At 73.3% G+C, this 21,608-nt stretch carries 22 protein-coding genes and 1 pseudogene; 8 read left to right on the forward strand and 15 right to left on the reverse strand.

Annotated elements, in window-relative coordinates; all coding sequences use genetic code 11:
• Positions 1-31: 31 nt before the first annotated feature.
• The 7 genes from ACQPXG_RS20745 to pfkB form a co-directional block, all read right to left on the reverse strand.
• Positions 32-793, reverse strand: a complete 762-nt coding sequence (locus ACQPXG_RS20745; protein ID WP_433470019.1) for a DeoR/GlpR family DNA-binding transcription regulator — start codon at positions 791-793, stop codon at positions 32-34.
• Between the two features lie 65 nt (positions 794-858).
• On the reverse strand, positions 859-1,137 hold the full coding sequence (locus tag ACQPXG_RS20750) for an HPr family phosphocarrier protein (RefSeq protein ID WP_433469344.1): 279 nt from the start codon (positions 1,135-1,137) through the stop codon (positions 859-861).
• An 11-nt stretch (positions 1,138-1,148) separates the two neighbouring features.
• A complete protein-coding gene (locus tag ACQPXG_RS20755; protein WP_433469345.1) occupies positions 1,149-2,189 on the reverse strand; it encodes a zinc-dependent dehydrogenase in 1,041 nt (346 codons plus the stop codon).
• On the reverse strand, positions 2,186-2,659 hold the full coding sequence (locus ACQPXG_RS20760) for a PTS sugar transporter subunit IIA (RefSeq protein ID WP_433469346.1): 474 nt from the start codon (positions 2,657-2,659) through the stop codon (positions 2,186-2,188). The genes ACQPXG_RS20755 and ACQPXG_RS20760 overlap by 4 nt, the downstream gene beginning before the upstream one ends.
• Entirely contained in the window at positions 2,652-2,951 is a 300-nt protein-coding gene (locus ACQPXG_RS20765) for a PTS lactose transporter subunit IIB (RefSeq protein ID WP_433469347.1), read from the reverse strand. Before ACQPXG_RS20765 ends, ACQPXG_RS20760 begins: the two co-directional genes overlap by 8 nt.
• 28 nt (positions 2,952-2,979) lie before the next feature.
• Positions 2,980-4,197, reverse strand: a complete 1,218-nt coding sequence (mtlA, locus tag ACQPXG_RS20770; RefSeq protein ID WP_433469348.1) for a mannitol-specific PTS transporter subunit IIC — start codon at positions 4,195-4,197, stop codon at positions 2,980-2,982.
• A gap of 57 nt (positions 4,198-4,254) precedes the next feature.
• A complete protein-coding gene (pfkB, locus tag ACQPXG_RS20775; RefSeq protein WP_433469349.1) occupies positions 4,255-5,181 on the reverse strand; it encodes a 1-phosphofructokinase in 927 nt (308 codons plus the stop codon).
• 233 nt (positions 5,182-5,414) lie between these two features.
• On the opposite strand from pfkB, the gene ACQPXG_RS20780 reads away from it, so the two are divergent.
• The 6 genes from ACQPXG_RS20780 (at position 5,415) to ACQPXG_RS20805 (ending at position 11,302) form a co-directional block, all read left to right on the forward strand.
• Positions 5,415-5,585 carry a hypothetical protein gene (locus ACQPXG_RS20780; RefSeq protein ID WP_433469350.1) on the forward strand — a complete coding sequence of 57 codons (171 nt, stop codon included), beginning with the start codon at positions 5,415-5,417 and terminating at the stop codon, positions 5,583-5,585.
• Positions 5,585-6,460: a DMT family transporter gene (locus tag ACQPXG_RS20785; protein WP_433469351.1), complete on the forward strand. Its 876-nt coding sequence runs from the start codon at positions 5,585-5,587 to the stop codon at positions 6,458-6,460. The genes ACQPXG_RS20780 and ACQPXG_RS20785 overlap by 1 nt, the downstream gene beginning before the upstream one ends.
• 81 nt (positions 6,461-6,541) lie before the next feature.
• Positions 6,542-7,441: an alpha/beta hydrolase gene (locus ACQPXG_RS20790; protein ID WP_433469352.1), complete on the forward strand. Its 900-nt coding sequence runs from the start codon at positions 6,542-6,544 to the stop codon at positions 7,439-7,441.
• Between the two features lie 38 nt (positions 7,442-7,479).
• Positions 7,480-9,546 (forward strand): NAD-dependent DNA ligase LigA, encoded by a 2,067-nt coding sequence (ligA, locus tag ACQPXG_RS20795; protein WP_433469353.1) that lies wholly within the window; start codon positions 7,480-7,482, stop codon positions 9,544-9,546.
• Positions 9,543-10,124: a hypothetical protein gene (locus ACQPXG_RS20800; protein ID WP_433469354.1), complete on the forward strand. Its 582-nt coding sequence runs from the start codon at positions 9,543-9,545 to the stop codon at positions 10,122-10,124. Before ligA ends, ACQPXG_RS20800 begins: the two co-directional genes overlap by 4 nt.
• 17 nt (positions 10,125-10,141) lie before the next feature.
• On the forward strand, positions 10,142-11,302 hold the full coding sequence (locus ACQPXG_RS20805; RefSeq protein WP_433469355.1) for an RNA-guided endonuclease InsQ/TnpB family protein: 1,161 nt from the start codon (positions 10,142-10,144) through the stop codon (positions 11,300-11,302).
• A gap of 98 nt (positions 11,303-11,400) precedes the next feature.
• Here ACQPXG_RS20805 and ACQPXG_RS20810 read toward each other — a convergent pair.
• Positions 11,401-13,058: pseudogene (locus ACQPXG_RS20810) on the reverse strand (IS4 family transposase).
• Between the two features lie 159 nt (positions 13,059-13,217).
• Between ACQPXG_RS20810 and ACQPXG_RS20815 the strand changes: the two are divergent.
• Complete coding sequence (locus tag ACQPXG_RS20815; protein ID WP_433469356.1) at positions 13,218-13,856, forward strand: HesA/MoeB/ThiF family protein; 639 nt, start codon at positions 13,218-13,220, stop codon at positions 13,854-13,856.
• On the opposite strand, the gene ACQPXG_RS20820 is transcribed toward ACQPXG_RS20815, so the two are convergent.
• The 3 genes from ACQPXG_RS20820 to ACQPXG_RS20830 form a co-directional block, all read right to left on the reverse strand.
• Positions 13,801-14,979 (reverse strand): PucR family transcriptional regulator, encoded by a 1,179-nt coding sequence (locus tag ACQPXG_RS20820; RefSeq protein WP_433469357.1) that lies wholly within the window; start codon positions 14,977-14,979, stop codon positions 13,801-13,803. The two genes, ACQPXG_RS20815 and ACQPXG_RS20820, sit on opposite strands and share 56 nt — an antisense overlap.
• Positions 14,980-15,071: 92 nt before the next feature.
• On the reverse strand, positions 15,072-16,370 hold the full coding sequence (locus ACQPXG_RS20825) for an acyltransferase family protein (RefSeq protein ID WP_433469358.1): 1,299 nt from the start codon (positions 16,368-16,370) through the stop codon (positions 15,072-15,074).
• Between the two features lie 211 nt (positions 16,371-16,581).
• Positions 16,582-17,367, reverse strand: coding sequence for an SAM-dependent methyltransferase (locus tag ACQPXG_RS20830; RefSeq protein ID WP_433469359.1), 786 nt, complete (start codon positions 17,365-17,367; stop codon positions 16,582-16,584).
• A gap of 402 nt (positions 17,368-17,769) precedes the next feature.
• Between ACQPXG_RS20830 and ACQPXG_RS20835 the strand changes: the two genes are divergently transcribed.
• On the forward strand, positions 17,770-18,714 hold the full coding sequence (locus ACQPXG_RS20835) for a phosphotransferase (RefSeq protein WP_433469360.1): 945 nt from the start codon (positions 17,770-17,772) through the stop codon (positions 18,712-18,714).
• 9 nt (positions 18,715-18,723) lie between these two features.
• Here ACQPXG_RS20835 and ACQPXG_RS20840 read toward each other — a convergent pair whose 3' ends face one another.
• The 4 genes from ACQPXG_RS20840 to ACQPXG_RS20855 all read right to left on the reverse strand — a co-directional run bounded on the left by ACQPXG_RS20840 (position 18,724) and on the right by ACQPXG_RS20855 (position 21,497).
• A complete protein-coding gene (locus ACQPXG_RS20840; RefSeq protein ID WP_433469361.1) occupies positions 18,724-19,671 on the reverse strand; it encodes an anti-sigma factor RsbA family regulatory protein in 948 nt (315 codons plus the stop codon).
• A 219-nt stretch (positions 19,672-19,890) separates the two neighbouring features.
• Positions 19,891-20,979 carry a carboxylate-amine ligase gene (locus tag ACQPXG_RS20845; RefSeq protein ID WP_433469362.1) on the reverse strand — a complete coding sequence of 363 codons (1,089 nt, stop codon included), beginning with the start codon at positions 20,977-20,979 and terminating at the stop codon, positions 19,891-19,893.
• Between the two features lie 123 nt (positions 20,980-21,102).
• On the reverse strand, positions 21,103-21,285 hold the full coding sequence (locus ACQPXG_RS20850; RefSeq protein WP_433469363.1) for a hypothetical protein: 183 nt from the start codon (positions 21,283-21,285) through the stop codon (positions 21,103-21,105).
• Positions 21,286-21,287: 2 nt separating this feature from the next.
• Complete coding sequence (locus ACQPXG_RS20855) at positions 21,288-21,497, reverse strand: HGxxPAAW family protein (protein WP_433469364.1); 210 nt, start codon at positions 21,495-21,497, stop codon at positions 21,288-21,290.
• Positions 21,498-21,608 lie beyond the last annotated feature (111 nt).

Below are 21,608 nucleotides of genomic sequence, written 5' to 3' on the forward strand. Positions count from 1 at the left end.
CGCGGGACGGCGGCCCCCCGGCCCCGTCCGGTCAGGCGCGGACGACCTCGGGGCCCTCGGCGGCGAGGTCGGCGGCGAGGTCGGTGTCCAGACCGGTGTCGGTGATCAGCACGTCGATGTCGGCGAGGTCGCCGAACCGCACCAGATGGTCGTGCCCGATCTTGGTGCGGTCGGCGAGCAGCACCCGCCGCCGGGACGAGGCGATCATCGCCCGCTTCACCGCCGCCTCGGCCTGGTCGGACGTGGTCAGCCCGCGCTCCACCGAGCAGCCGTTCGTCGCCATGAACGCCACGTCCACCCAGAGGTCGGCCAGCGGGCGCAGCACCCAGTCGTCCACCGTGGCGAGCGTCCGGCCGCGCACCCGGCCGCCCAGGATGATCACTGTCAGGTTGGGCCGGGTCGCCAGCACCGCCGCGTGCGGCGGCGAGTTGACGATCACGGTCAGCTCGCGGTCGGTGGGCAGCAGCTGGACGAACCGGGCCATCGTCGTCCCCGCGTCCACGATGACCGACCCGTCGGCGGGCAGCTCCTCCAGCGCCGCCTTCGCGATGCGCTGCTTCTCCTCGGTCATCACCGCGTCCCGAGCCGCCAGCTCCGGCTCGAAGCCGAGCCGTTCGACCGGGATCGCGCCGCCGTGCACCCGCCGGATCGTCCCGGCGCGTTCCAGCACGGTCAGGTCGCGGCGGATCGTCTCGGTCGTGACCGAGAACTCCTCGGCGAGAGCGACCACGTCCACGCGGCCCTTCGAGCGAGCCAGCGCGAGGATCGCGTGCTGTCGTTCCTCGGCGTACATGACCGTCGTCTCACCCGTCCCGTCCGTGTCGCGGTGCGTGTCCATTCTGCCGGTTTCGCGGGCGGTCAGGCGGGCTGTTCGGCGTCCAGGTCGCGGGCGAGGAGCCCGGCCAGCTCCTCCAGCGCCCCGCCGGCCGCGTCGCCCTCGGCGGACAGGGTCACCTCGGTGCCCTGGCGGGCGCCGAGCGACAGCACGCCGAGGATGCTGTTCGCCGGGACGGGTGAACCGTCCCCGACCCGGATCGACACCGGCACCGGCTGCCGCGCCGCCGCCTGGACGAAGAGCTGCGCCGGGCGGGCGTGCAGGCCCTGCGCCGCGGCGATGACGACGTTCCGTTCGGCCATGGCCGTCTCCTTCAGGGTTCGATGGTGACCTTGATCGCGGCGCCCTTGGTGACGAGGTCGAGGGCGTCGTGCAGGGCGTCCAGCGGAAGCCGGTGGGTGATGAGGTCCTCGACCGGCACCCGGCCGGACCCGATCAGCTCCAGCGCCCGGGCGTTGTGCGCGGGGCTCGACCCGTTCGCGCCGACCAGGGACAGCTCCCGGTAGTGGACGCGGTTGGCGTCGACGGAGATGACCGGGGCGTCCTTCGGCAGCCCGCCGAACAGGCTCACCCGGCCGCCGGGCGCCATCAGCCGCTGCGCCTGCTCCTGCGCGGCGCCCGACGCGGCGGCGGTGATCGCGACGTCGGCGCCGCGTCCGCCGGTGCGTTCGAGGACCTCCTCGACCACGTCGGTGACGCCGCCGTCGATCGCGGCGTCGGGCTTGACGATCGCGGCGGCCTGGTGCAGCCGCTCGGCGTTGACCTCCACGAGGAACACCCGGGCGGCGCCGCGGGCCCGCGCGACCCGCACGTGCAGGCAGCCGACCGGGCCGGAGCCGAACACCACGACGTCGTCGCCCTCGCCGACCCGCGCCAGCTCCTGGCCGTTCAGCACGCAGGCGAGCGGCTCGGCCACCGACGCCTCGGCGAACGAGACGCCGTCCGGGATGCGGTTCACCCCGTCCACCGCGAGCACCTTCGCCGGGACGATCATGTACTCGGCGAACGCGCCGTCGTAGTGGTAGCCCATCGACTCCTGCGCGGTGCAGACCGTCATCCTGCCGCGGCGGCACTCCGCGCACGTTCCGTCGGGGATCGCGGCGATGACCTGGACGCGGTCGCCCGCCGTCCAGCCCTCCACGCCCGCCCCGGCCTCGGTGACCTCGCCGGCGATCTCGTGGCCCATCACCCGTGGCGGGACGATGTGGTGGTGCCCGAACCGGGAGATCTTGACGTCGGTCCCGCAGGTCGAGCAGTTGCGGACGCGGATCTTCAGCTCGCCTGGCCCGGGCGCCGGTTCGGGCGCGTCCTCCAGGCGGATGTCGCCGGGGGCGTAGAAACGGGCGACCTTCATACGGGATGTTCCTGTTCTGTCGGTTGCTGTTCTTGCGGTGAGAGCAGGGCGAGGACCTGCTCGGGCTCGGTGGCCTCGCGGAGCGCGCGTGCCCGGTCCGGGTCCATGAGGACCTGGGCGAGCTCGGCGAGGATCTCGATGTGGCCGTCGCCGCGCGCCGCGATCGCGATGCAGACGGTGACGGTGTCGCCGCCCCAGTCCGCCCCGTCGGGGAACCTCACCACGGCGAGCGCGTCGCGGTGGATGAGGTCGCGGCCTCCGGACGTGCCGTGCGGGATCGCGACGCCCTCCCCGAGGTAGGTGGAGATGGAGCGCTCCCTCTCCAGCATCGCGTCGACGTAGGCGGGCTCGACGGCGCCGGCGTCCACGAGCACCTGCCCGCAGATCCGGATGGCGTGGTCGCGGCCGCGGGCCCGGGCGTCCAGCCGGATCGCCTCCGGGGCGAGCAGGCCGGCGGCCCGGTCAGGCACCGACCTCACCGCCGTCCTTGATCGCCTTGACCAGCCGGTCGACGGCGGGGTCGCCGAGGTAGACCTCGAACGGGATCACCGGGGTGTCCCCGGCGCCGCGCCGGGCGCGGGCGGCGAGCCCGGTGTGGCAGACGACCACGTCGGCGTCGCCGGGGATCGCGTCGACGGGCGTGTGCTCGACCGTCACGTCGCTCTTCTTCAGCGCCTTGCGGAGCTGCCCGGCGAGCATGACGCTGCTGCCCATCCCGGCGTCGCAGGCGATGACGAGTTTGCGGATGTCCTTGCCGTTCATCGTGGGTGTGCCTTCCGATGGTGGGTGGTCAGTGGGCGGTCGTTTCCTTGGCGGCACCGTCGCCGGAGCCCTTCGCCTCGGCGCTCTCTGGGGCGGCGGCGTCCTTCGCGGACGCTTCGCCCGGGGCGGCGTCCTGCGAGGCGGTATCGGCGGTCTCCCCGTCCGCGCCGTCGTCGCCGCCGGCGCGCGCCTCGGCGAGCCTGCCGAAGCCGAGCAGCGCCGCGCCGACACCGAAGGAGACGGCGGCGGAGGCGAACAGGCCGGTGTAGACGCCGATCCAGTTGCCGGCGCCGCGGGGCGTCTGCGCCAGGTAGGCGAAGATGCTGCCGGGCGACGGGGTCGCGACGAGGCCGACGCCGGTCGCCACGAAGATCGCCACGCCGGTCATGCCGCCCGCGATCGCGGCGAGGATCATCCGCGGCTTCATCAGGATGTACGGGAAGTAGATCTCGTGGATGCCGCCGAAGAAGTGGATGATGGCGGCCGCCGGGACGCTCGGGCGCAGCCGCCGCGGCCCGAAGAACCAGTAGGCGAGCAGGACGCCGAGGCCGGGCCCGGGGTTGGACTCCAGCATGAACAGCACGGACTTGCCGTGCTGGGCGGCCTGCTGCACGCCGAGCGGGCCGAGTACGCCGTGGTTGACGGCGTTGTTCAGGAACAGCACCTTCGCGGGCTCGATGAGCAGCGACGTGAGCGGTAGGAGGTCGTGGTCGACCAGCCAGCTCACGCCGTCCCCGGCCCACTCGGTGAAGGTGTTCATGACCGGGCCGATGACCCGGTTGCCCGCGACCGCCATGGCGCCGCCGATGATCCCGGCGGAGAAGTTGTCGACGAGCATCTCGAACCCGGTCCGGACACGGTCCTCGACGAGGCCGTCGAACAGCTTGAGCAGGTACGCCGCCAGGGGGCCGACGATCATCGCGCCCAAGAACATCGGCACCTCGGCGCCGACGATGATGCCCACGGTCGCGACCGCGCCGACGACGGCGCCGCGCTGGCCGTGCACCATCCGGCCGCCGGTGTAGCCGATCAGCAGCGGCAGCAGGAACTTGATCATCGGGTCGACCAGCTCGCCCAGATCCTTGTTGGGCAGCCAGCCGGTCGGGATGAACAGGGCGGTGATCAGGCCCCAGGCGATGAACGCGCCGATGTTCGGCATCACCATCCCGGCCATCTTGCCGCCGAGCCGCTGGATGTTCGCGCGGAACCCGCTCCCGGTGGGCTCCGGGGTGTACGTGGTGGCCATCTCGGGCCTCCTGTCGATCGGGGGTGGGACTGCTCGCAGGGGTCGGGTGGACAGGGGTCAGGTGAGGAGGGGACGGGTGAGGTCGGGGCGCGGATGGATGCGGACGATGTCGCGCCGGACGTCGGCCGCGCCGGGCATCCGGCTCGCGGGCATCCGCACCGCCGCGGCGCCCCACGCGAGGGCCTCGGCGAGGGCGCGGGAGCCGCGGGCTCCGGCGGCGAGGAACCCGGCGAGCAGGGCGTCGCCCGCGCCGACCGTGCTGCGCGGCTGGGCGACGGGCGCCTCGCCGGTGAGGACGCCGTCGTCGTCGACGAGCACGGCTCCTTCCGCACCGAGGCTGACCAGGACGGCGCGGGCGCCGCGCGCCCGCAGCTCCCCGGCGGCCTCGACGGCGTCGGCGACGGTGTCGACCGGGCCGCCGGCCGCCTCGGCGAGCTCCTCACGGTTCGGTTTGATCAGGTCGGGCGCGGCGGTGACGGCGGCGCGCAGCGCGGGGCCGCTGGTGTCGACCGCGACGCGGATGCCGTCCGGCGCGAACCGGCGGCACATCTCGGCGTAGGTGGTCTCCGGGACGTCCGGCGGGAGGCTGCCGCAGCCGACGACCCAGCTGGCGGCGCCGGCCTCGGCCGCCACGACCGCGCCGACCTCGTCCAGTTCCGCGGGCGACAGCGGGCCGCCGGGCTCGTTCAGCTTGGTGACGACGCCGCCGGGCTCGACGATCGTGACGTTGGACCGGGTGCGCCCGGCGACGTGGACGGCGTGCACCCGCATGCCCTCGGTCTCCAGCAGCCGGCGCAGCTGGTCGCCGTCCGCGCCGCCCACCGCGACCACGGCGGTGGAGGTGACGCCGTTGGCGAGCAGCGCCCGGGACACGTTGACGCCCTTGCCGCCCGGGTCGAGCCGCGCGGACCTGGCCCGGATGACCGCGCCGCGGGTCAGCACGTCCACCTCGATCGTCCGGTCGAGGCTCGGGTTGAGCGTCACCGTCACGATCATGTGCGGGCCGTTCCGCGCTCCATGTGGTTTCCCTCCTGTTTGGGTTTGATTCTCTTGTTTTTATGCCCGTTTGGCGCCGTGGTCAAGGGTTGGGCGGGAGTTTCCGCAGGAAAACCCGTTCCGGAGGCGGAACCCGGAAGAACAGGCCGGCATGGTCGTCCCGCCCGATCGTGGGGAGGATGATCGGTAGGGCGGTGCGATGCGCGAGGCGGGAGGGCGTCGTGATCCGGAGCGAAGCGGTCGCGTCCGGGACGGAGGACGAGGACGGGGGACGGGCCGCGTCGGCCGCGCGGGAGATCGCGACCGCGCAGACCGCCCTCGTCGTGTACCTGGTCACCCATGCCTTCAGCGGGGAACGCGCCACCATGGGCGCGCAGAGCGGGACGGTCTGATGGGGTGGTCGGTCTGCTTCAGCCTGCTCGCCGCGTTCCTGTTCGCCGGGGCGGCCGCCCTCCAGTACAGGGCCGCCCGCCGTGCGGTGCACGGCGTATCGGACGCCTCGGCCGTGCACGGGCTGCTCCGCCGCCTGCTCCGCGACCCGGTGTGGCTGACCGGGTGGGGGGTCAACCTCGCCGGGTTCTGCGCGCAGGCGATCGCGCTGCACTTCGGCTCGACCGCCATCGTCCAGCCGCTGCTGGTCACCCAGCTGGTCTTCACCATCGCGCTCGGCACGATCGGGACGGGCCGGCCCCCTGCCCGGATGGACCTGTTCGGCGGCATCGCCGTGTCGGCCGGCCTGGCCGTCCTGTTCACGGTGCCGGGGGCGATCCCGCCCGAGGGGGCGCCGTCGCGTCCCCGGATCCTCCTCGCTGGGCTGATCGCCGCGCCGCTCGTCGTCGTGCTGTCCCGGGCGGCGTGGCTGCGCAAGGGCCCGGTGCGGGCCGCGCTGCTCGGCGTCTGCGCCGGGCTGTGCTTCGCGGCGACCGCGGTGCTGATCAAGCTCACCACCGCCGACCTCGTCAACCGCGGCGTCGCGGCCACCGCCGCGGACTGGCCCGGCTACGCGCTCGCGGGCAGCACGCTGCTCGGCCTCGTGATCGAGCAGCGGGCGTTCGCGGCCGGGTCGCTGCCCGCCGCGATGACCGCGATGACGATGACCAACCCCATCGCGTCCTACCTGGTGGCGGCGTTCGCCTTCCACACGCTGCCGCCCCGGACGGCCGCGGCCTTCGTGGCCGTCTCGTTCAGCGTCGTCCTGCTCACCGGCGGCGTCGCGCTGCTCTCCCGCTCCGCGCACGCCGCCCGCGGGAGTGAAGCGGCGCCCTGACCCGCTACCTTCGCCCGATGGAACCCGGCCGCCCCGGCGGCGTCCAAGACCCGAACGCTCCTCCCAGGAAGGACCCCGGTTTTGATCAGCAGACGCACGCTCCTGCTCGGCGGACTCGGCGGCATCGGCGCCGCCGCGGCCATGGGCGGCACCGGGTACGCCCTGGTGGAGAACGAGGTCGTGCCCGGCAAGGTCCGGCTGGACCGCGCGCTCGGCAAGTGCGGAGAGCTGCCGGCGCCGCCCGCCGCGTCCGTCCGCGTCGAGCGGATGACGTGGCGCTCGGCGCGTCGCCGCACCACCGTCACCGCGACCATCGTGCCGCCGGCCGACGGCCGTTCCCTGCGCGGGCTGCCGGTCGTGGTCGCGCTGCACGGCAGCGGCGACACCGGGCCTTCCGTCGTGCGGAACCTGGCCTTGGACCACTACCTGCCGGACGCCGTCGCGAAAGGCGGCGTTCCCCCGTTCGCCCTTGTCACGGTCGACGGCGGACCCGACACCTACTGGCACCACCGCGCGAACGGCGACGACCCCATCGGGATGATCGTGGACGAGCTGCTGCCGCGGCTGCACCGGCGCGGCGCCCGCACGGACCGCATCGGCGCCATGGGCTGGTCGATGGGCGGCTACGGCGCCCTGCTCCTGACCCGCCGGCTCGGCGCCAGGCGCATGGCCGCCGTCGTCGCCTCGTCCCCGGCTCTGTTCACCTCCTACAAGGACGCGCTCGCCACCAACCCCCGCTCGTTCGACAGCGCCGCCGACTACGCCCGCAACGACATCTTCGCGGCCCTGGACGAGCTGAAGGGCGTCCCGCTCCGCGTCGACTGCGGGACGAGCGACCCGTTCGCCGACCGGGTGCGCGAGTTCCGCGACCGGGTGCATCCGGAGGGCGGGCTGGAGGGCGGCTGCCATGACGGCGCCTTCTGGCGGCCTCGTCTGCGCCCGCAGCTCGCCTTCCTGGGGCACCATCTGGCCGCCCGCTGAGACCCGGAAATGTCGGTGGTACCAGGCATGATGTGGTCATGACCGAGACACCGGCCCGCACCGAGATCGGCGACCAGGCCGCCTACGCCGCCGCCGTCCAGACCGCCGTCACGGCCTCCGCCGCCTACTACGGCGAGGGCGACTCGCCGCTCGACGACGACGACTTCGACCGGCTGGTGCGCGGCATCGCCGCCTACGAGGCCGGGCACCCGGACGAGGTACTGCCGGACTCCCCGACGGGCAAGGTGGCCGGGGGAGCGGTCGTCGGCGACGTGCCGCACACCGTCCCGATGCTGAGCCTGGACAACGTGTTCTCCGCCGAGGGGCTGGAGTCGTGGGCCGCGGGCCTGGTCCGCAGGCTCGGCCGCGAGGTCGGGGTCTGGAGCGTGGAGCCGAAGCTGGACGGCCTGGCGATCTCGGCCCGCTACCGCGGCGGGCGGCTCGTCCAGCTGGTGACGCGCGGCGACGGCGCCGCCGGGGAGGACGTCTCGCACGGCATCGGCATGGTCCTCGGCCTGCCGGGGCGGCTCGCCGAGCCGGTCACCGTCGAGCTGCGCGGCGAGGTGCTGATGACCCGCGCGCAGTTCGAGGCCGCCAACGGCGCGCGGACCGGCGCCGGGGGAGCGGCCTTCGCCAACCCGCGCAGCGCCGCCGCCGGGTCGCTGCGCGCCAAGGACCGCCCGTACCAGGTGGAGATGACGTTCTTCGCCTACGGCGCCCTTCCGATGGACGGCACCGACGACGCGACGGCCGCCCGCCTGCGGGAACTGCCGCACAGCGGGATCATGGAGATGGTCGCCGGTCTCGGCGCCGACACCACCGCTTCGACGCCGGTGCCGGCGATCACCGCGACGACGATCGAGGAGGCGCGGAAGCGGGTCGAGGAGATCGCCGGGCTGCGCGCCGAACTCGACTTCGGCATCGACGGCATCGTGATCAAGGCGGACGCGGCCGCCGACCAGGCCGACGCCGGGATCTCCTCTCGCGCGCCGCGCTGGGCGATCGCCTACAAGCTGCCGGCGGTCGAGAAGATCACCCGGCTGCTGGACGTCGAGTGGAACGTCGGCCGCACCGGGGTCATCGCACCGCGCGCCGTTCTCGAACCCGTCGAGGTGGACGGCTCCACCGTCACCTACGCGACCCTGCACAACGCCGCCGACATCGAGCGGCGCGGTCTGAAGCTCGGCGACCACGTCACGGTCTACAAGGCCGGCGACGTGATCCCGCGCGTCGAGGCGCCGGTCGTGCACCTGCGCACCGGGGAGGAGCGGCCGATCGAGGTGCCGTCGGCGTGCCCGCGCTGCGGCGACGGGATCGACGCGTCCCAGCAGCGGTGGCGGTGTGCGCGGGGCCGCGCCTGCCGCGCCGTCGCGTCCGTCCGGTACGCGGTCGGCCGCGACCAGCTCGACATCGAGGGGCTCGGCGAGAACCGCATCGACCAGCTCGTCGACGCCGGCCTGATCAGCGACTTCGCCGACCTGTTCACCCTCACCCACGACCAGGTCATCGCCCTGGAGCGGATGGGCGAGACCAGCACCGCCGCGCTCCTCGCCGCGATCGAGGGCGCCAAGGCCAAGCCGCTGAACAAGGTGTTCTGCGCGCTCGGCGTGCGGGGCACCGGCCGGTCCATGTCCCGCCGCATCGCCCGGCACTTCGCCACCATGGACGCGATCCGCGCCGCCGACGCCGAGGGGTTCCAGGAGGTCGAGGGCGTCGGCCCCGAACGCGCCGCGATCCTGGTGGCCGAGATCGCCGAACTGGCCCCGCTGATCGACAAGCTCGTCGCCGCCGGCGTCACGATGACCGAACCGGGAGCCACCGGCCCCGCCGAAACGGCCGAATCCGGAGCTTCGGACCTGCCACTGGCCGGGATATCCGTGGTCGCCACCGGATCGATGTCCGGCGCGCTGGACGGGCTGTCCCGCAACCAGGTCAACGAGCTGATCGAACGCGCCGGGGGAAAGGCGTCCTCGTCGGTCTCGGCCCGCACGTCCCTGCTCGTCGCGGGCGAGAAGGCCGGGTCGAAGAAGGCCAAGGCCGAGAAGCTCGGCGTCGAGGTCGTCACGCCAGAGGAGTTCGCCGCCCGCGTCGCCGCTTTCCTGTGACCGGCGCGGTCTCCGGCGGCGGGCCGGTCCGCCTTCGCCCGCTCAGCGTCGTCGCGGACGGCGACGACGTCCTCGTCGGCGACCCCGAGACCGGGACGTTCGTGGCGATGCCCGCGGTGGGCGCCGTCGTGATCGCGGCGCTGCGCCGCGGCGCCACCGTGGCGGAGGCGGCGCGCGAGGCCGAGGAGTTCGTCGGCGAGCCCGTGGACGTCCCCGACTTCATCGGCACCCTCCGTGGCCTGGGCTTCGTCGAACCGGGCCCGGGAGAACCCGCCGCGGGCGGGCGGGCCGCCGCGAAGCGCCCGTGGATCCGGGGAGTGCGTCCCGAGCGTGCCCGGCCGCTGTTCGGCCGTGTCGCGTGGACGGTCTACGGCGCCTGCGTCCTGTTCGACCTCGCGGTGCTCGCCGTCCGGCCGCCGCTGCGTCCCGACCCCGGGACGGACGCCTTCGTCTTCGACGACGTCGGGCTGAGCGCGCTCGTCCTGACGCCGTTCGCGCTCGCGGTGATGGCGGTGCACGAGTGCTGGCACTGGCTGGCGGCCCGCGCCGCCGGCGTCCCGCCCGCCTGGGTAACGTAATGATACAGTCACGGACTGTGAAACTGGTGGTACAGGTCAAGCTGCTGCCGACGCCCGAGCAGGCGGCGGCGCTGACCGACACCCTGCACCAGGTCAACATCGCTGCTAACCATGTCGCGGCCCTGGCCTTCGAGAAGTTCGGGCTCCGCGGCCGTGAACTCCCCCTGCGGACGCTGTGCTACGGAGACCTCAAAGCCGGCGGGCTGGGTGCGCAGGCCGCCCAGCATGTCATCAAACGTGTCGTGGACGCCTACACCACCCTGCGCGCCGGCATCCGCAACGGTGGCCTGGGCGGCCCGAGGTTCAAGCGGCGCCGCAAAGCCGAGTCCAAACCCATCGCCTTCCGCCCCGACGCCGCACACACCTACGACGACCGGTGCCTGTCGTGGCAGGTGGACGCGGGCACCGTCAGCATCTGGACGGTGGCCGGGCGGCGCAAGCACCTGCGGTTCACCTGCTCACCCGACCAGGCCAAAACGCTCGCCGCGCACCGCAAAGGCGAGTCAGACCTGGTCCACCGGGACGGGAAATGGTTCCTGCTGGCCACCTGCGAGGTCCCCGAGCCGGAGGTGTTCGAGCCTGTCGACTGGGTCGGGGTGGACCGGGGCATCGTCAACCTGGCCACCACCAGCGATGGCGACAACCACCGGGGCCGCCGCCTGGCTCGGTACCGGCGGTGGCAGGCCCGCAAACGCGCCGAACTCCAGGCCAAACGCACCCGCGCGGCGGCCCGGCGGCTGAAGAAGCGCGCCCGCCGGGAGGCGCGGCACGCCCGGCATGTCAATCACACGATTTCCAAGCAGGTCGTCGCCGTCGCGGCACACACCGGACGCGGCATCGCACTCGAAGAGCTGAGTGGGATACGCGCACGGGTCACGGTTCCTCGCGACCAGCGGGCATGCCTGTCCTCCTGGCCCTTCCACCAACTCGGCGCGTTCATCGCCTACAAGGCCCGTCGCGCCGGTGTGCCGTTCATCACGGTGGATCCGGCCTACACCTCGCAGCGCTGCCCGCGCTGCGGCCACATCGCGCAGGCCAACCGGCCCGCTCGGGATCGCTTCTGCTGTCGTCGGTGTGGTCTCGCTGGGCCCGCCGACGTCGTCGCCGGGGTCAACGTGCGCGACCGCGCACGCTCGGCGTGGGTATTCGTCAACATGCCCGATCCGGCCCCCGCCTAGCGTCGGGCTGGTGGATGCGACCCGTGACCGCCCCGCCGTAGCGGGCAGTCGGGAGCGTAAACAACGCCCACAAGGACCGAATCGGCAAGCTCGGTCCTTCAGGGCCAAGGCCGCGTAGTTAGGCGGTGGGGGGCAGTGGCAAGTCCGTGATCGTTTCTGGTGCTTGCCAGGTCGGTGTCAGCCGGTAGAGCCCTCGGGCTGTCCTGTGAAGGACGCCTTCTTTCACCCAGTGCCCAAGCTGCGCGCAGAGGCTGCGGTAGTGGTCGATCCCGAGGGCTTTGGCGATCTCGTGCGCGGTCCAGTCGCGGTCGCTGTCGGTCCTTAGGAGGCGGACGGTGCGATCGCGTCGCCCTTGGCCGCTGGTGCTGGGAGAGGAGGTGATGTCTTGGGGTGGTTTTGTGATCGTGATGGCGAGGTGGGTGATGTTCCGGCTGGTCAGCGGCCTGGGATCGGCGGAGTTGCCGCGATAGCGGGAGGTGAACGCCTTGACCTTTCGGGCGCTGGTGCGGGTGCGGCGCCTGGGCAGCAGGCTGGAAAGGACCGCCTCGGTGAGGGCCCCGCTGCCCGGGGAGCCGGGGAGGATGCCTTGCGCGGTGACGAGCTGGTCGCGGGCGGCCTCACGGGCGGTTGTGAAGCTGGCCCGGTCGGGGTCGATGCCGGGAACGGTGCCGGTGGCCTCGGACATCGCGCGCCGCAGGGCCTGGTAGACGGTCAGCTGGGCCCACAGTTCCTGGGCGATGCCGAACGGGTCTTGTGAGCGCAGGACGAGACCGTCCAGGAGGGTGTGGCGCAGGGCGTAGAAGGCGGATTCGACCTCCCAGCGTTCGTGGTAGAGCTTGACCAGGGCTGCGGCCTGGTCGGTGCGGTGGTCCAGCAGGGTTGTGGCCAGCCGGTAGTGCTCGGTGAAGGGCTGGCCGTCGGCGCAGGTGACAGTGATGCCGGCGTTGATGATCCGCAGGTGCCGGCCGCCGATCCGGGTCAAGAACGACCCGTCGGGCAGGCGGGCGAGCACGGCCGGGGTCCGTCGTCCGTTCAGGCGGATCAGCAGGTGAGCTTGGGTGTCGGTCACCTGGGCGAGGAAGTCATCGGAGTCAAAGCCGCGGTCGGCCAGCACCAGCATGCTCGCATCCAGCAGGTTCAGCAGGGACTGGGCGTAGTGGCGCTCGCCGCGGTCGGTGGGGCCGAAGCAGGCGCCGAGCAGCGCGCGGGTTCCGGTCTCGCACAAGACCATCAGCCGCAGCATCGGATAGCCGTCCCAGCCGTTGGGCCGCAAGACCTTGCCCAGCCAGCCGATGACCCGCGGCTGGTCAGGAGCCTTGATCGAGGAGCAGCCGTCCAGGGCCACGGTCCGCCAGCGCCGGTAGCAGGCGCCCGGGGTTCCCGGCTGAGCCACCGGACCTGCCAGCGTTTCGAACAGCAGCTTCAAAGGTGCCGCGCCGATGCGTCGGCGCACGTCACGCAGCGCCTTCTCCGATGGGGCCGCGCCTGCGGCCGGGCCCAGGCCCGCCACCAGTTTGCTCCACACCCGGGCGTACCCCAGGGCAGGGAACAGCGCGAGAGCGAGCACGAAGTACACCCCGACCCGCGAGGGCAGTCGTCGCAGCCGGCGCTCGGTACGGCCGGTGCGTTCCAGCACGTCGTCGACGAGTTCGAAGGGGATGTGCTGGGTCAATTCGCCCAGATGACCAGGCGCGAACAGACCTGCGGCAGCTTCAACGGCACGGGTGACCACGCAGATGGCAGACTGGCGGGACAACGGGACCTCTCATACGAGCAGTGAAGACCTTGGTCGGCTTCACCGCGACTATCAGAGGTCCCGTTCCTGTTGCACGGCGCCACACCGCCACGAAAACAAGTGAGTTGACGGACGCCCTCCACCGCCTAACTACGCGGCCTTGCCTTCAGGGCCGAGTGGTTGACCCGCCAGTTCCTGTACCGGCACGGCGATGTGGGGCGGTCGAAGGTGCAGCGGGCGGCCGAGTGGGTCCGCGAGTACGATCCGTCCATCGAGGTGCGCGCCGTCGACCGGTGGATCGGCGGCCCGGACGACCTCGCGGACCTCACCGAGGGCGCCGACGTGATCGTCGGCGGCCTCGACGGCGAGCCCGGCTCCCAGCTGTGGATCAACGAGGTCGCGGTGCGGGCGGGCGTCCCGTTCGTCACCGGCGGCATGACCCGCACGCAGCTGCTGTACTGCTCGGTCGATCCAGGCCGCAGCCGCTGCCTGCGCTGCAACGAGGCCGGGCTGCCCGGCCCGGACGACCCGGCGGGCGCCGCCGCGCAGCGGCTCGTCCGGTCCCGGCCGTTCGTCAACGCGCTCATCGGACCTCTCACCATGCAGTTCGGCTCGCTGGTGGCCTATGAGGCGCTCCGCTATCTGACGGGTTTCGAACCGCCGCGGGCCGCCGGCGCCCATATCGTCCTCGATCTGGAGACGGGCCTCGTCCCGCGCTGGGAGCCGTTCGCCGAGGACCCGGACTGCCCGGTGTGCGCGGCGGCTACGCCGGCTGCTCGGCGCGGCCCGTCCGCACCAGCCAGCTCAGCATCAGCATGACGTCCAGCCGCCCGTCCGGCTCGGTGAACCGCCCGCCGGTCAGCTCGGCGATGCGGCGCAGCCGGTACCGGACGGTCTGCTCGTGGATGTGCAGCCGCTCCGCGGCGATCACCGCGTTGTCGCCGCTCTGCAGATAGGTGAGCAGCGTCTCGGCGAGCGGCTGGCGGCGCGCCGGAGCGAGCTCCAGCAGCGGGCCGAGGACGGCCCCGGCGGTCGCGCCGACCAGCTCGTCCGCCGCGAGCGTGGCCAGCGACGCGATGTGGTCCACGCAGCGGACCGGGACGTCGTCCGGGAGCAGCCCCCGCTCCGCCAGGGTCAGGGCGTGCCGGGCCCAGCGCAGCGAGAGGGCGCCCTGCCCGATCGGGACGGTCGGGCCGATCGCGGCGGTGCCGAGCCTGTGCAGCGCCGGCCACAGCCGGTCCTGCCCGGGGCCCTCCGGATCGGGCACCACGAGGAACGGGATCGGCGCGTCCCAGTCGGCCAGCACGGCGGGCGGCAGGATCCGCGCGCCCGCGGGCGCCCCGGCGGGCAGCGCCACCAGCCCGATGCTCTTCGGCAGTTCCCAGCGGGCCGCGACCGCCAGCTCGGCGATGGCCTCCTGCCCGGGCGGCGGCTCGGCGACCAGCAGATCCCGGAGCCGGTCGCGGCGGCGCTCCCGCTCGGTCGCCTGCTGCCCCTGCTCGCGGGCGTACCCCTGGGCGGCGGCGTCCGCGACCCGCGCCAGCAGCAGGAACAGCGAGTCCGTCAACCGGCCCAGGGTCTCGCGTGACCAGCCGAGCCGGTAGGCGTCCTTGATGAACCGGCGGCACGCGACTTGGCTGCTCACCCGCATCGCGTTCTGCAGGGCGGCCAGGCTCCGGCCGTGCCGCGCCTCCTCCTCGCCGAGCCGCATGTACAGCTCGGTGATGTTCCGGGCGTCGGCCTTCGGATGGTCGACGGAGTCGACGAAGAACGCGACGGTGTCGCTGACCGTCCGCTCCACCCTCCGGGCGTACTCGCCGCCGTCCGCGCCCGCGTACTCGGGCACCTGGTCGCGGATCTCCCGCTCCATCTCCTCGACGGCGGCCTGAAGATGCTGCCGCAGCACGTCGGGCAGTTCGGCGGGCATGGGCCCATCGGTCATCCGGTGTCCGTTCGGCCGGGGGCGGGCTCGGGCGAATCGGCCTCACCTTAGGCAAGAAAGCGAACGGTGTCATCACCCGGGCGCCGGGCCCGTCAGGCCTGCGTGGGCTGCGGGGCCGCCGCCCCGGGTGCGCGCCGGCGCCGCGCGGTCAGGCGGCGGCCGAGGTTCTGGGCCGGACGTTCGACGTAGCGGTGCGTGAGCGCGGCGGAGGTGAGGACGGTCGTGAGCAGCACCACCCCCCAGGCCGCCCGGAGCGGCGCGGGCAGGCCCCAGGTGTCCTTACCGGCGGCGTGCCAGACCGCCTGGACGATCATCGGGTGCAGCAGGTAGACCGAGTAGCTCACGAGGCCCGGCCAGACCAGGAACCGGGGCATGGCACGGTGCCGCAGCGCGAGACCGGCCAGGAAGGTCAGCCACGCGGCGGCCACGGCGAGGGACCAGTCCCGGCCGAGGGGGTTCGGGTTGGCGTGCAGGGCCCAGCTGGTCGGGGCGCGCATGCCGGCCGCCAGCGACAGGGCGGGGACGACCGCGACCATCGCGGCGGCGGGCCAGGGCCTGAGCCGCCCGTCCTGGATGCCGCGGATGGCGGTCCCGGCGAACATGGTGGCGATGATGCACAGGCTCTCGATGGCGCCGATGCGGCTGTTCAGGACGAGGAGGGTGAGGGCCAGCCCGGCCACGACCGCGACGCCGGTCCGGCGCACCGCCCGCCGCCGGCTGACCATGGCGGCCAGCCCGCCGGCGAGGCACAGCGCGGCGGCGAGGACCGTGCCGCCCGGCCACCGGGAGGCCAGCAGCCCGGACGGCAGCGCGACGCCCATGATCGCGGCGCCCACGCCGAACCCCAGCGCCACCCTTGCGCTGGAGCGGTGGACTCCGGCGACGAACATCGCCGTCACGAGGAGGTAGAAGACCATCTCGTAGGAGAGCGTCCAGAAGACGTTGACGACGTTCGGGACGCCCAGCAGGTCCTGGAGCATCGTCAGGTGCGCGAGGGCGGAGGCCCAGGGACGGTCGCCGATCCCGCCGGGAATCCCGTAGGACAGGCCGGCCGTCCCGAGGACCAGCGCCAGCGCGACCGATGCGCACCACGCCGGGTACAGCCGGAAGAACCGCCCGACCCAGAACTGCCGGACGCTGCCGCGCCGTTCCAGGGAGAACGGCACCACGTAGCCGCTGACGAGGAAGAACACGAACACCCCGTACCGGCCGAAGTCGAACCACGGGCTGGCCGTCCGGCGGACCTCGGGCAGCAGCACGTCAAGGGAATGCTCGAACACCACTACCATGGCGGCGAGGCCGCGCAGGGCGTCCAGCCAGCTCATCCGGGGCGCCCTCGCCGTGGGAGCGCCGATCTTCGTTTCCGGGGGGATCAGGGTGTTCGTCGGCATCCGGGCCACCATAGGGGCCGAACCGTTACCGTTTCTAACGACTGAATGAGATTTCCCTTAACGCCGTGCTCGGGCGAACGGACTCAGCGTGACCGGCCCGGCCGCCGGAGCGCCGGTGGGAGCAGGGCCGCCGTGCGGCGGGCGGCGCGGGCGGAGAAGCCGGTCCGGGACGGACGAATGTGATCAACCCCACATTGCGCCTGGGGCGGGGTCAGCGGACGCCGACCACGCCGTACATGATCGGATCGCCCGGGGGGCCGGCGGAGCCCTCGGCGGCGATCGGCGTCAGGCCGGGCGGCAGGGGGCGGAACGGTCCGAGGAGCCGCGCGATCTCGGCGCCGCCGCGCGGGTGGATCGGCACGGAACTCCCCTCGCGGTACAGGCGCGCGGCCTCGGCGACCGCTCGCGGCGCGAAGTCGGCGGTGGCATGCGAGACGACCATGGCGCTGCCCGGCACGGCCGTCGCGGCGAGAGCGGCGACGAGTTCGCCGGCTCCGGGCAGGAAGTGCAGGACGGAGGAGAACACCAGTGCCACCGGCTCGGCCGGGTCGATCAGCCGCCGCACTTCGGGGCTGCGCAGGACCGTGTCCGGGTCGCGGAGGTCGGCCAGGAGCGCCGCGATGTTGCCGCCGTCGATGAGGAGCGCGCGGGCATGCGCGATGACGAGCGGGTCATGGTCGACGTAGACGACGCGCGTGCCGTCGGTATGGCGTGCCGCCATCTCGTGCACGTTGTCGGCCCGGGGCAGCCCGCAGCCGAGGTCGAGGAACTGCCGGACGCCGCGTTCCGCGAGGAGCGCGATGGACCGGGCGAGGAAGCCGCGGGCGGCGCGGGCGGTGCCCGCAGCCTGCGGGAGGACCCGCAGGACGCGCTGCGCGAGATCGCGGTCGGAGGCGTAGTTGTCCTTGCCTCCGAGGAGGAAGTCCTGGACGCGCGCCGGACCCGGCCTGTGCAGGGCGAGCGGCGTCTCCGGCGCCCTCATGCCGGCCCTGGTCATGGTCCTTCACCTATCGCCTTCCACCGGAGGGGAGTGGTGCAATGGCTCCCTCCCGACGTTAGGCCGCCTGGGCCGCCGTGGCTCGGATGGGGGCGGTGGACCGACCGAAACCCGCCTCCCGTATGGCCGCATGGGGCCAATCGCGTTTGGCGGCGCACGCCGGCATCGGACGCCGCAGGTTGCGGATATCAGGAACGCGGCAAGGAAACGGGTGGTCGCCGCGTGCGAGTCGCGCCGCTCCACCCCTTCGAACACGTGACCGTTTCCGGCCATGACAGGGATCTGACCGAAGGGACCGATCCGCTGTGGAAATCAAGGAGGCATGTCAGCAGCGGCCGCGGCGTTCGGCACGCGGCCGCATGGGCTCCTCCGGTCTCGGCCTGCCGGGTAGCGTTCGTCCGCGTGACGATTCCACCGGACGGGCCGCCGGCGGTCCCGGAATGGGCCCCCGAACACGAGGTCGGGGCGGAGCTGGCGGCCACCCTGATCGGGCGGAGCTTCCCCGAGCTTCGCGGCGTGCCGGTGGAGCGGCTCGCCACCGGCTGGGACAACACCGTGTTCCTCGTCGGAGGCGAGTGGGTGTTCCGCTTCCCGCGCCGCCGCATCGCGGTCGCCGGGGTCGAGCGCGAACTCGCGGTCCTGCCCGTCCTGGCGCCGCGGCTGCCGCTGCCGGTGCCCGTGCCGTGCTTCGCCGGCGAGCCGTCGGACGACTTCCCGTGGCCGTTCTGGGGTGCGCGACGGCTCCCTGGCAGGGAGCTCGCCGACGTCCGGCCCCCGGAGGACCGGAGGGTCGCCCTCGCCGCCGAGGCCGGGGCCTTCCTGCGGGCCCTCCATGATCCGGCGCTCGTCCCCGCGGCGGGGGAGGGGCTGCCGGTCGACCCGATGGGACGCGCCGACCCGGCGGTGCGGGCCTCCCGGACGGTCGGCCGCCTCGACGCGCTCGCCGCGCTCGGGGTGTGGGAGCGCGACCCGGCGGTGGAGGAGTTCGTCGCCGCCGCGCAGGGCTGGCGCCCGCCGGGCGGCGATCCGGTGATCGTGCACGGGGATCTGCACGTCCGGCATCTCCTGCTCGACCCGGGCGGCCGGGCCGCCGGAGTGATCGACTGGGGCGACGTGTGCCTCGCCGACCCGGCCGTGGACCTCTCGCTCGCCTACGCCGGGTTCACCGGCGCCGCGCGGGCGGCGTTCCTGGGCGAGTACGGGCAGGTCCCGGCGGAGCGGACGGCGGCCGCGCGGACGCTGGCGCTGAACCTCAGCGCGACGCTGGCCGAGTACGCGGCGTCCACCGGGCGGGACGGGCTGCTGGCCGAGTCGCTCGCCGGGCTCCGCCGCGCCGTCGGAGAGTGACGGAGCGCGTCAGGTGCGAAGGTAGACGCGGATGGTCGTGCCGCCGGGGCCGGTGTGGACGCGGACGAGGTCGGCCAGGTGGTTGACCATGAGGATGCCGCGGCCGCCGAACGGGCTCATGCCCGCCGGACGGCGGCCGGCGAGCGGGTCGGTGATCGTCCCGGTGTCCCGGACCTCGCAGACGACCTGGCCGCCCTCGGTCCAGAGCCGCGCGGTACCGGTGCCGCCGCCGTGCAGGCACGAGTTGGCGGCCAGTTCGTTCACGGCGAGTTCCAGGTCGCCCACCGCGTCGGCGCCGAGGCCGAACCGCGCGCCCCAGCGGCAGGCGAACTCGCGGACGAGCGGGAGCGCGTCGAGGTCGAAGCTCATCGTCACCGCGCCGGACGGCTCCGGCAGCGGGCGGTTGTAGTCGCGGATGACGCGGTGGGGCGCGTAGTCGCCGCTCGCGCGCTCGCCGTTCCGGTCGATCACGACGGGATGGGTGGCGTGGGCGTCCTCGATCACCACGGCGTCCAGCCCCGCGAGGTCGTAGGGGCACAGGATCGTGGCCTCGCGTCCCTCGAAGGCGAGGTTGATCAGCGCCTCGTGCTGGGCGCACGCGGGGTACTCGGCCGCCGAGCGGCCGGGCCAGATCGGCTCGCCGATGATCCGCACCCGTCCGGCGGTGTGCCGGTCGGCGAACCGCCGCAGCACGCCGGGGATGATGCGCCCGGGGTTGCGTCCCGCCTCGGACATGTCCAGCCACGTCACCCCGCCGGCGGCAGTGCCCAGGGCGTCCCGCAGCACAGTGAGGCGGGCGCCCGGCACGGCCACCGCGACGGGTTCGCCCGCGTCCAGGCCGACCCGGATGAACGGCACGGTCCCGGCGAGATACTCCTCGTCGCCGTGGTAGAAGAGCGCCGGGTGGACGAACGCGTCCCGTGGCGCGACCTCCGGTCCGCCCGGCCTGAGGCTCATCGCGCGGTCGCTCCGTCCGGTACTGCCGTCACCTGCATCCGATCGAGGGTACGCGCAGGACGGTCGCCGTGTGAGACGGACCCGTCCGGACATCCCCCGAGGTCGGCTGAACTGCCGTCCAGCCCTTCCGCTACCCGCGTCGCACGCGACGAAACGGATGAAATCCGGAAGAACCGGTTTCGAGCCGTCGAACCGCGTCCCCCGGCCCGGCCACCACCCTCACCGGTCGTGCAGGAGTGCGGCGTCGACCACGTCGGTCAACCGCCCGCGCCTGCGGTAGGCGCGGCGCTGCCGTTCCGCGCCCGTCCCGCCCGCCAGCAGCCGGCGGACGCCGCGGGCGACCACGTCGAGGTCGCCGGCCTCGCGCAGCGCGGGCAGCACGTGCGCCAGCAGGTCGCCCGCCAAGGCTCCGAAGCCCGCGGGACGGCCGGTGCGCACGTCCATGCCCCGCCCGGTGAGGCCGTCCCGCGCCGCCAGCCAGTACGCGGCGCGCAGCGTCTCCGGGGACGGGTCGGGCGCCCGCTCGCCCGCCTCAACGGCGTCGGACGAGACCTGGACCAGGGCCCGGACCAGCGCGGCGAACACCGTGGCGTCGGCGGCGGTGGTGGCCACGTCCGCGAGCCGGATCTCCACCGTGGGCAGCCGCGCGGACGGCCGGACGTCCCAGAAGATCGTCCCGGTGTCCATCAGGGCGCCGCAGCCCAGCAGCGTCCCGACGAGGTCGTCGTAGTGGGCGGCCGATTCGAAGAACGGCGGCGGCCCCGCCACGGGCCACCGCGACCAGGCCAGCACGCGCCAGCAGGCGTGCCCGGTGTCGCGTCCCGCCCAGTACGGCGAGTTCGCCGTCAGGGCCAGCAGCGTCGGCAACCAGGGCCGCAGGTGGTTGCTGACCTGGACGGCGCGCTCCCGGTCCGGCATCTCGACGTGCACGTGGCACGAGCAGATGCTCTGCTCGTCGTCCAGGCCCCGGTACACGGCGCGGCTCTCGGCGTAGCGGGCGCCGGCGGCGATGGGCGCGGGCACCACCTCGCCCAGCACCGGGGTTCCAGTCGCGGCGAGCCGGACGCCCTCCGCCGCCGCGGCGGCCGCCATCGCCGTCCGCATCGCGTGGATCTGCTCGCCGAGCTTGTCGAGGTCGTCGCACGGCGGCGTCTTGGCCTCGGCGAGGAACTCGACCAGTTCCGTGGAGGTTCGCTCGCCCAGCGCCGCGCTCGCCCGCCGCACCACGGCACCGGCGCCTGGGACGACCTCCCGGGAGACGGGATCGACGACGAAGTACTCTTCCTCGATTCCGAATCGCAGGGCCATCCCACCACCTCGGGCTCGGGGGCGACGCAGGCGGCCACGGTCACTTCGACCGTACGTGGCCGACGCGTTGTTCGCACCTGCCGGACGGCCCGAAAACCCGTCCTCGTGCTCGCTCGTCCGCGGTCAGGGCCCGGGATCCACGAAGTACATCGACAGCGCGATGATGTGCGTGACCACGACCACGCCGATGCCGAAGAAGAACAGCATCTTCGCGGGGCCGTGCGGGAAGACCCTCCCCGGCTTGAGGGGGCCGCGCTCGCGCTGCCGCGCGGCGATCCGCTCCTCGATCGGAGGACGGCCGAACATCGCTACTGGCGGGGATCGTCGACGACGACGTCGGTCATGATGTCCACGGCGAGCGCGATGATGCCGCCGATCACGGTGACCGCGGCGCCCACTCCGAACACGACCCAGTCGGGGCCCAAGGTGATGCCGACGCCGCCGATGGCGAAACCGATGAAGATGATGGCCACGGCGACCCAGGACTTCGGGCGCCCGGCGTGGCTGCCACTCGACATGCGTTCGTCTTCCCTCTTCACAGGTTCGGGTTGGGGGCCTACGACGCCGAACTCTAGCAACGCCCTTTGCCACAGGGGCTTCCGGGGTGCCTGCTGGCAGGGGGCCGGCCG

Source organism: Spirillospora sp. CA-128828, from assembly GCF_050945415.1.
In the GTDB taxonomy this organism is placed as follows: Bacteria; Actinomycetota; Actinomycetes; order Streptosporangiales; family Streptosporangiaceae; genus Spirillospora.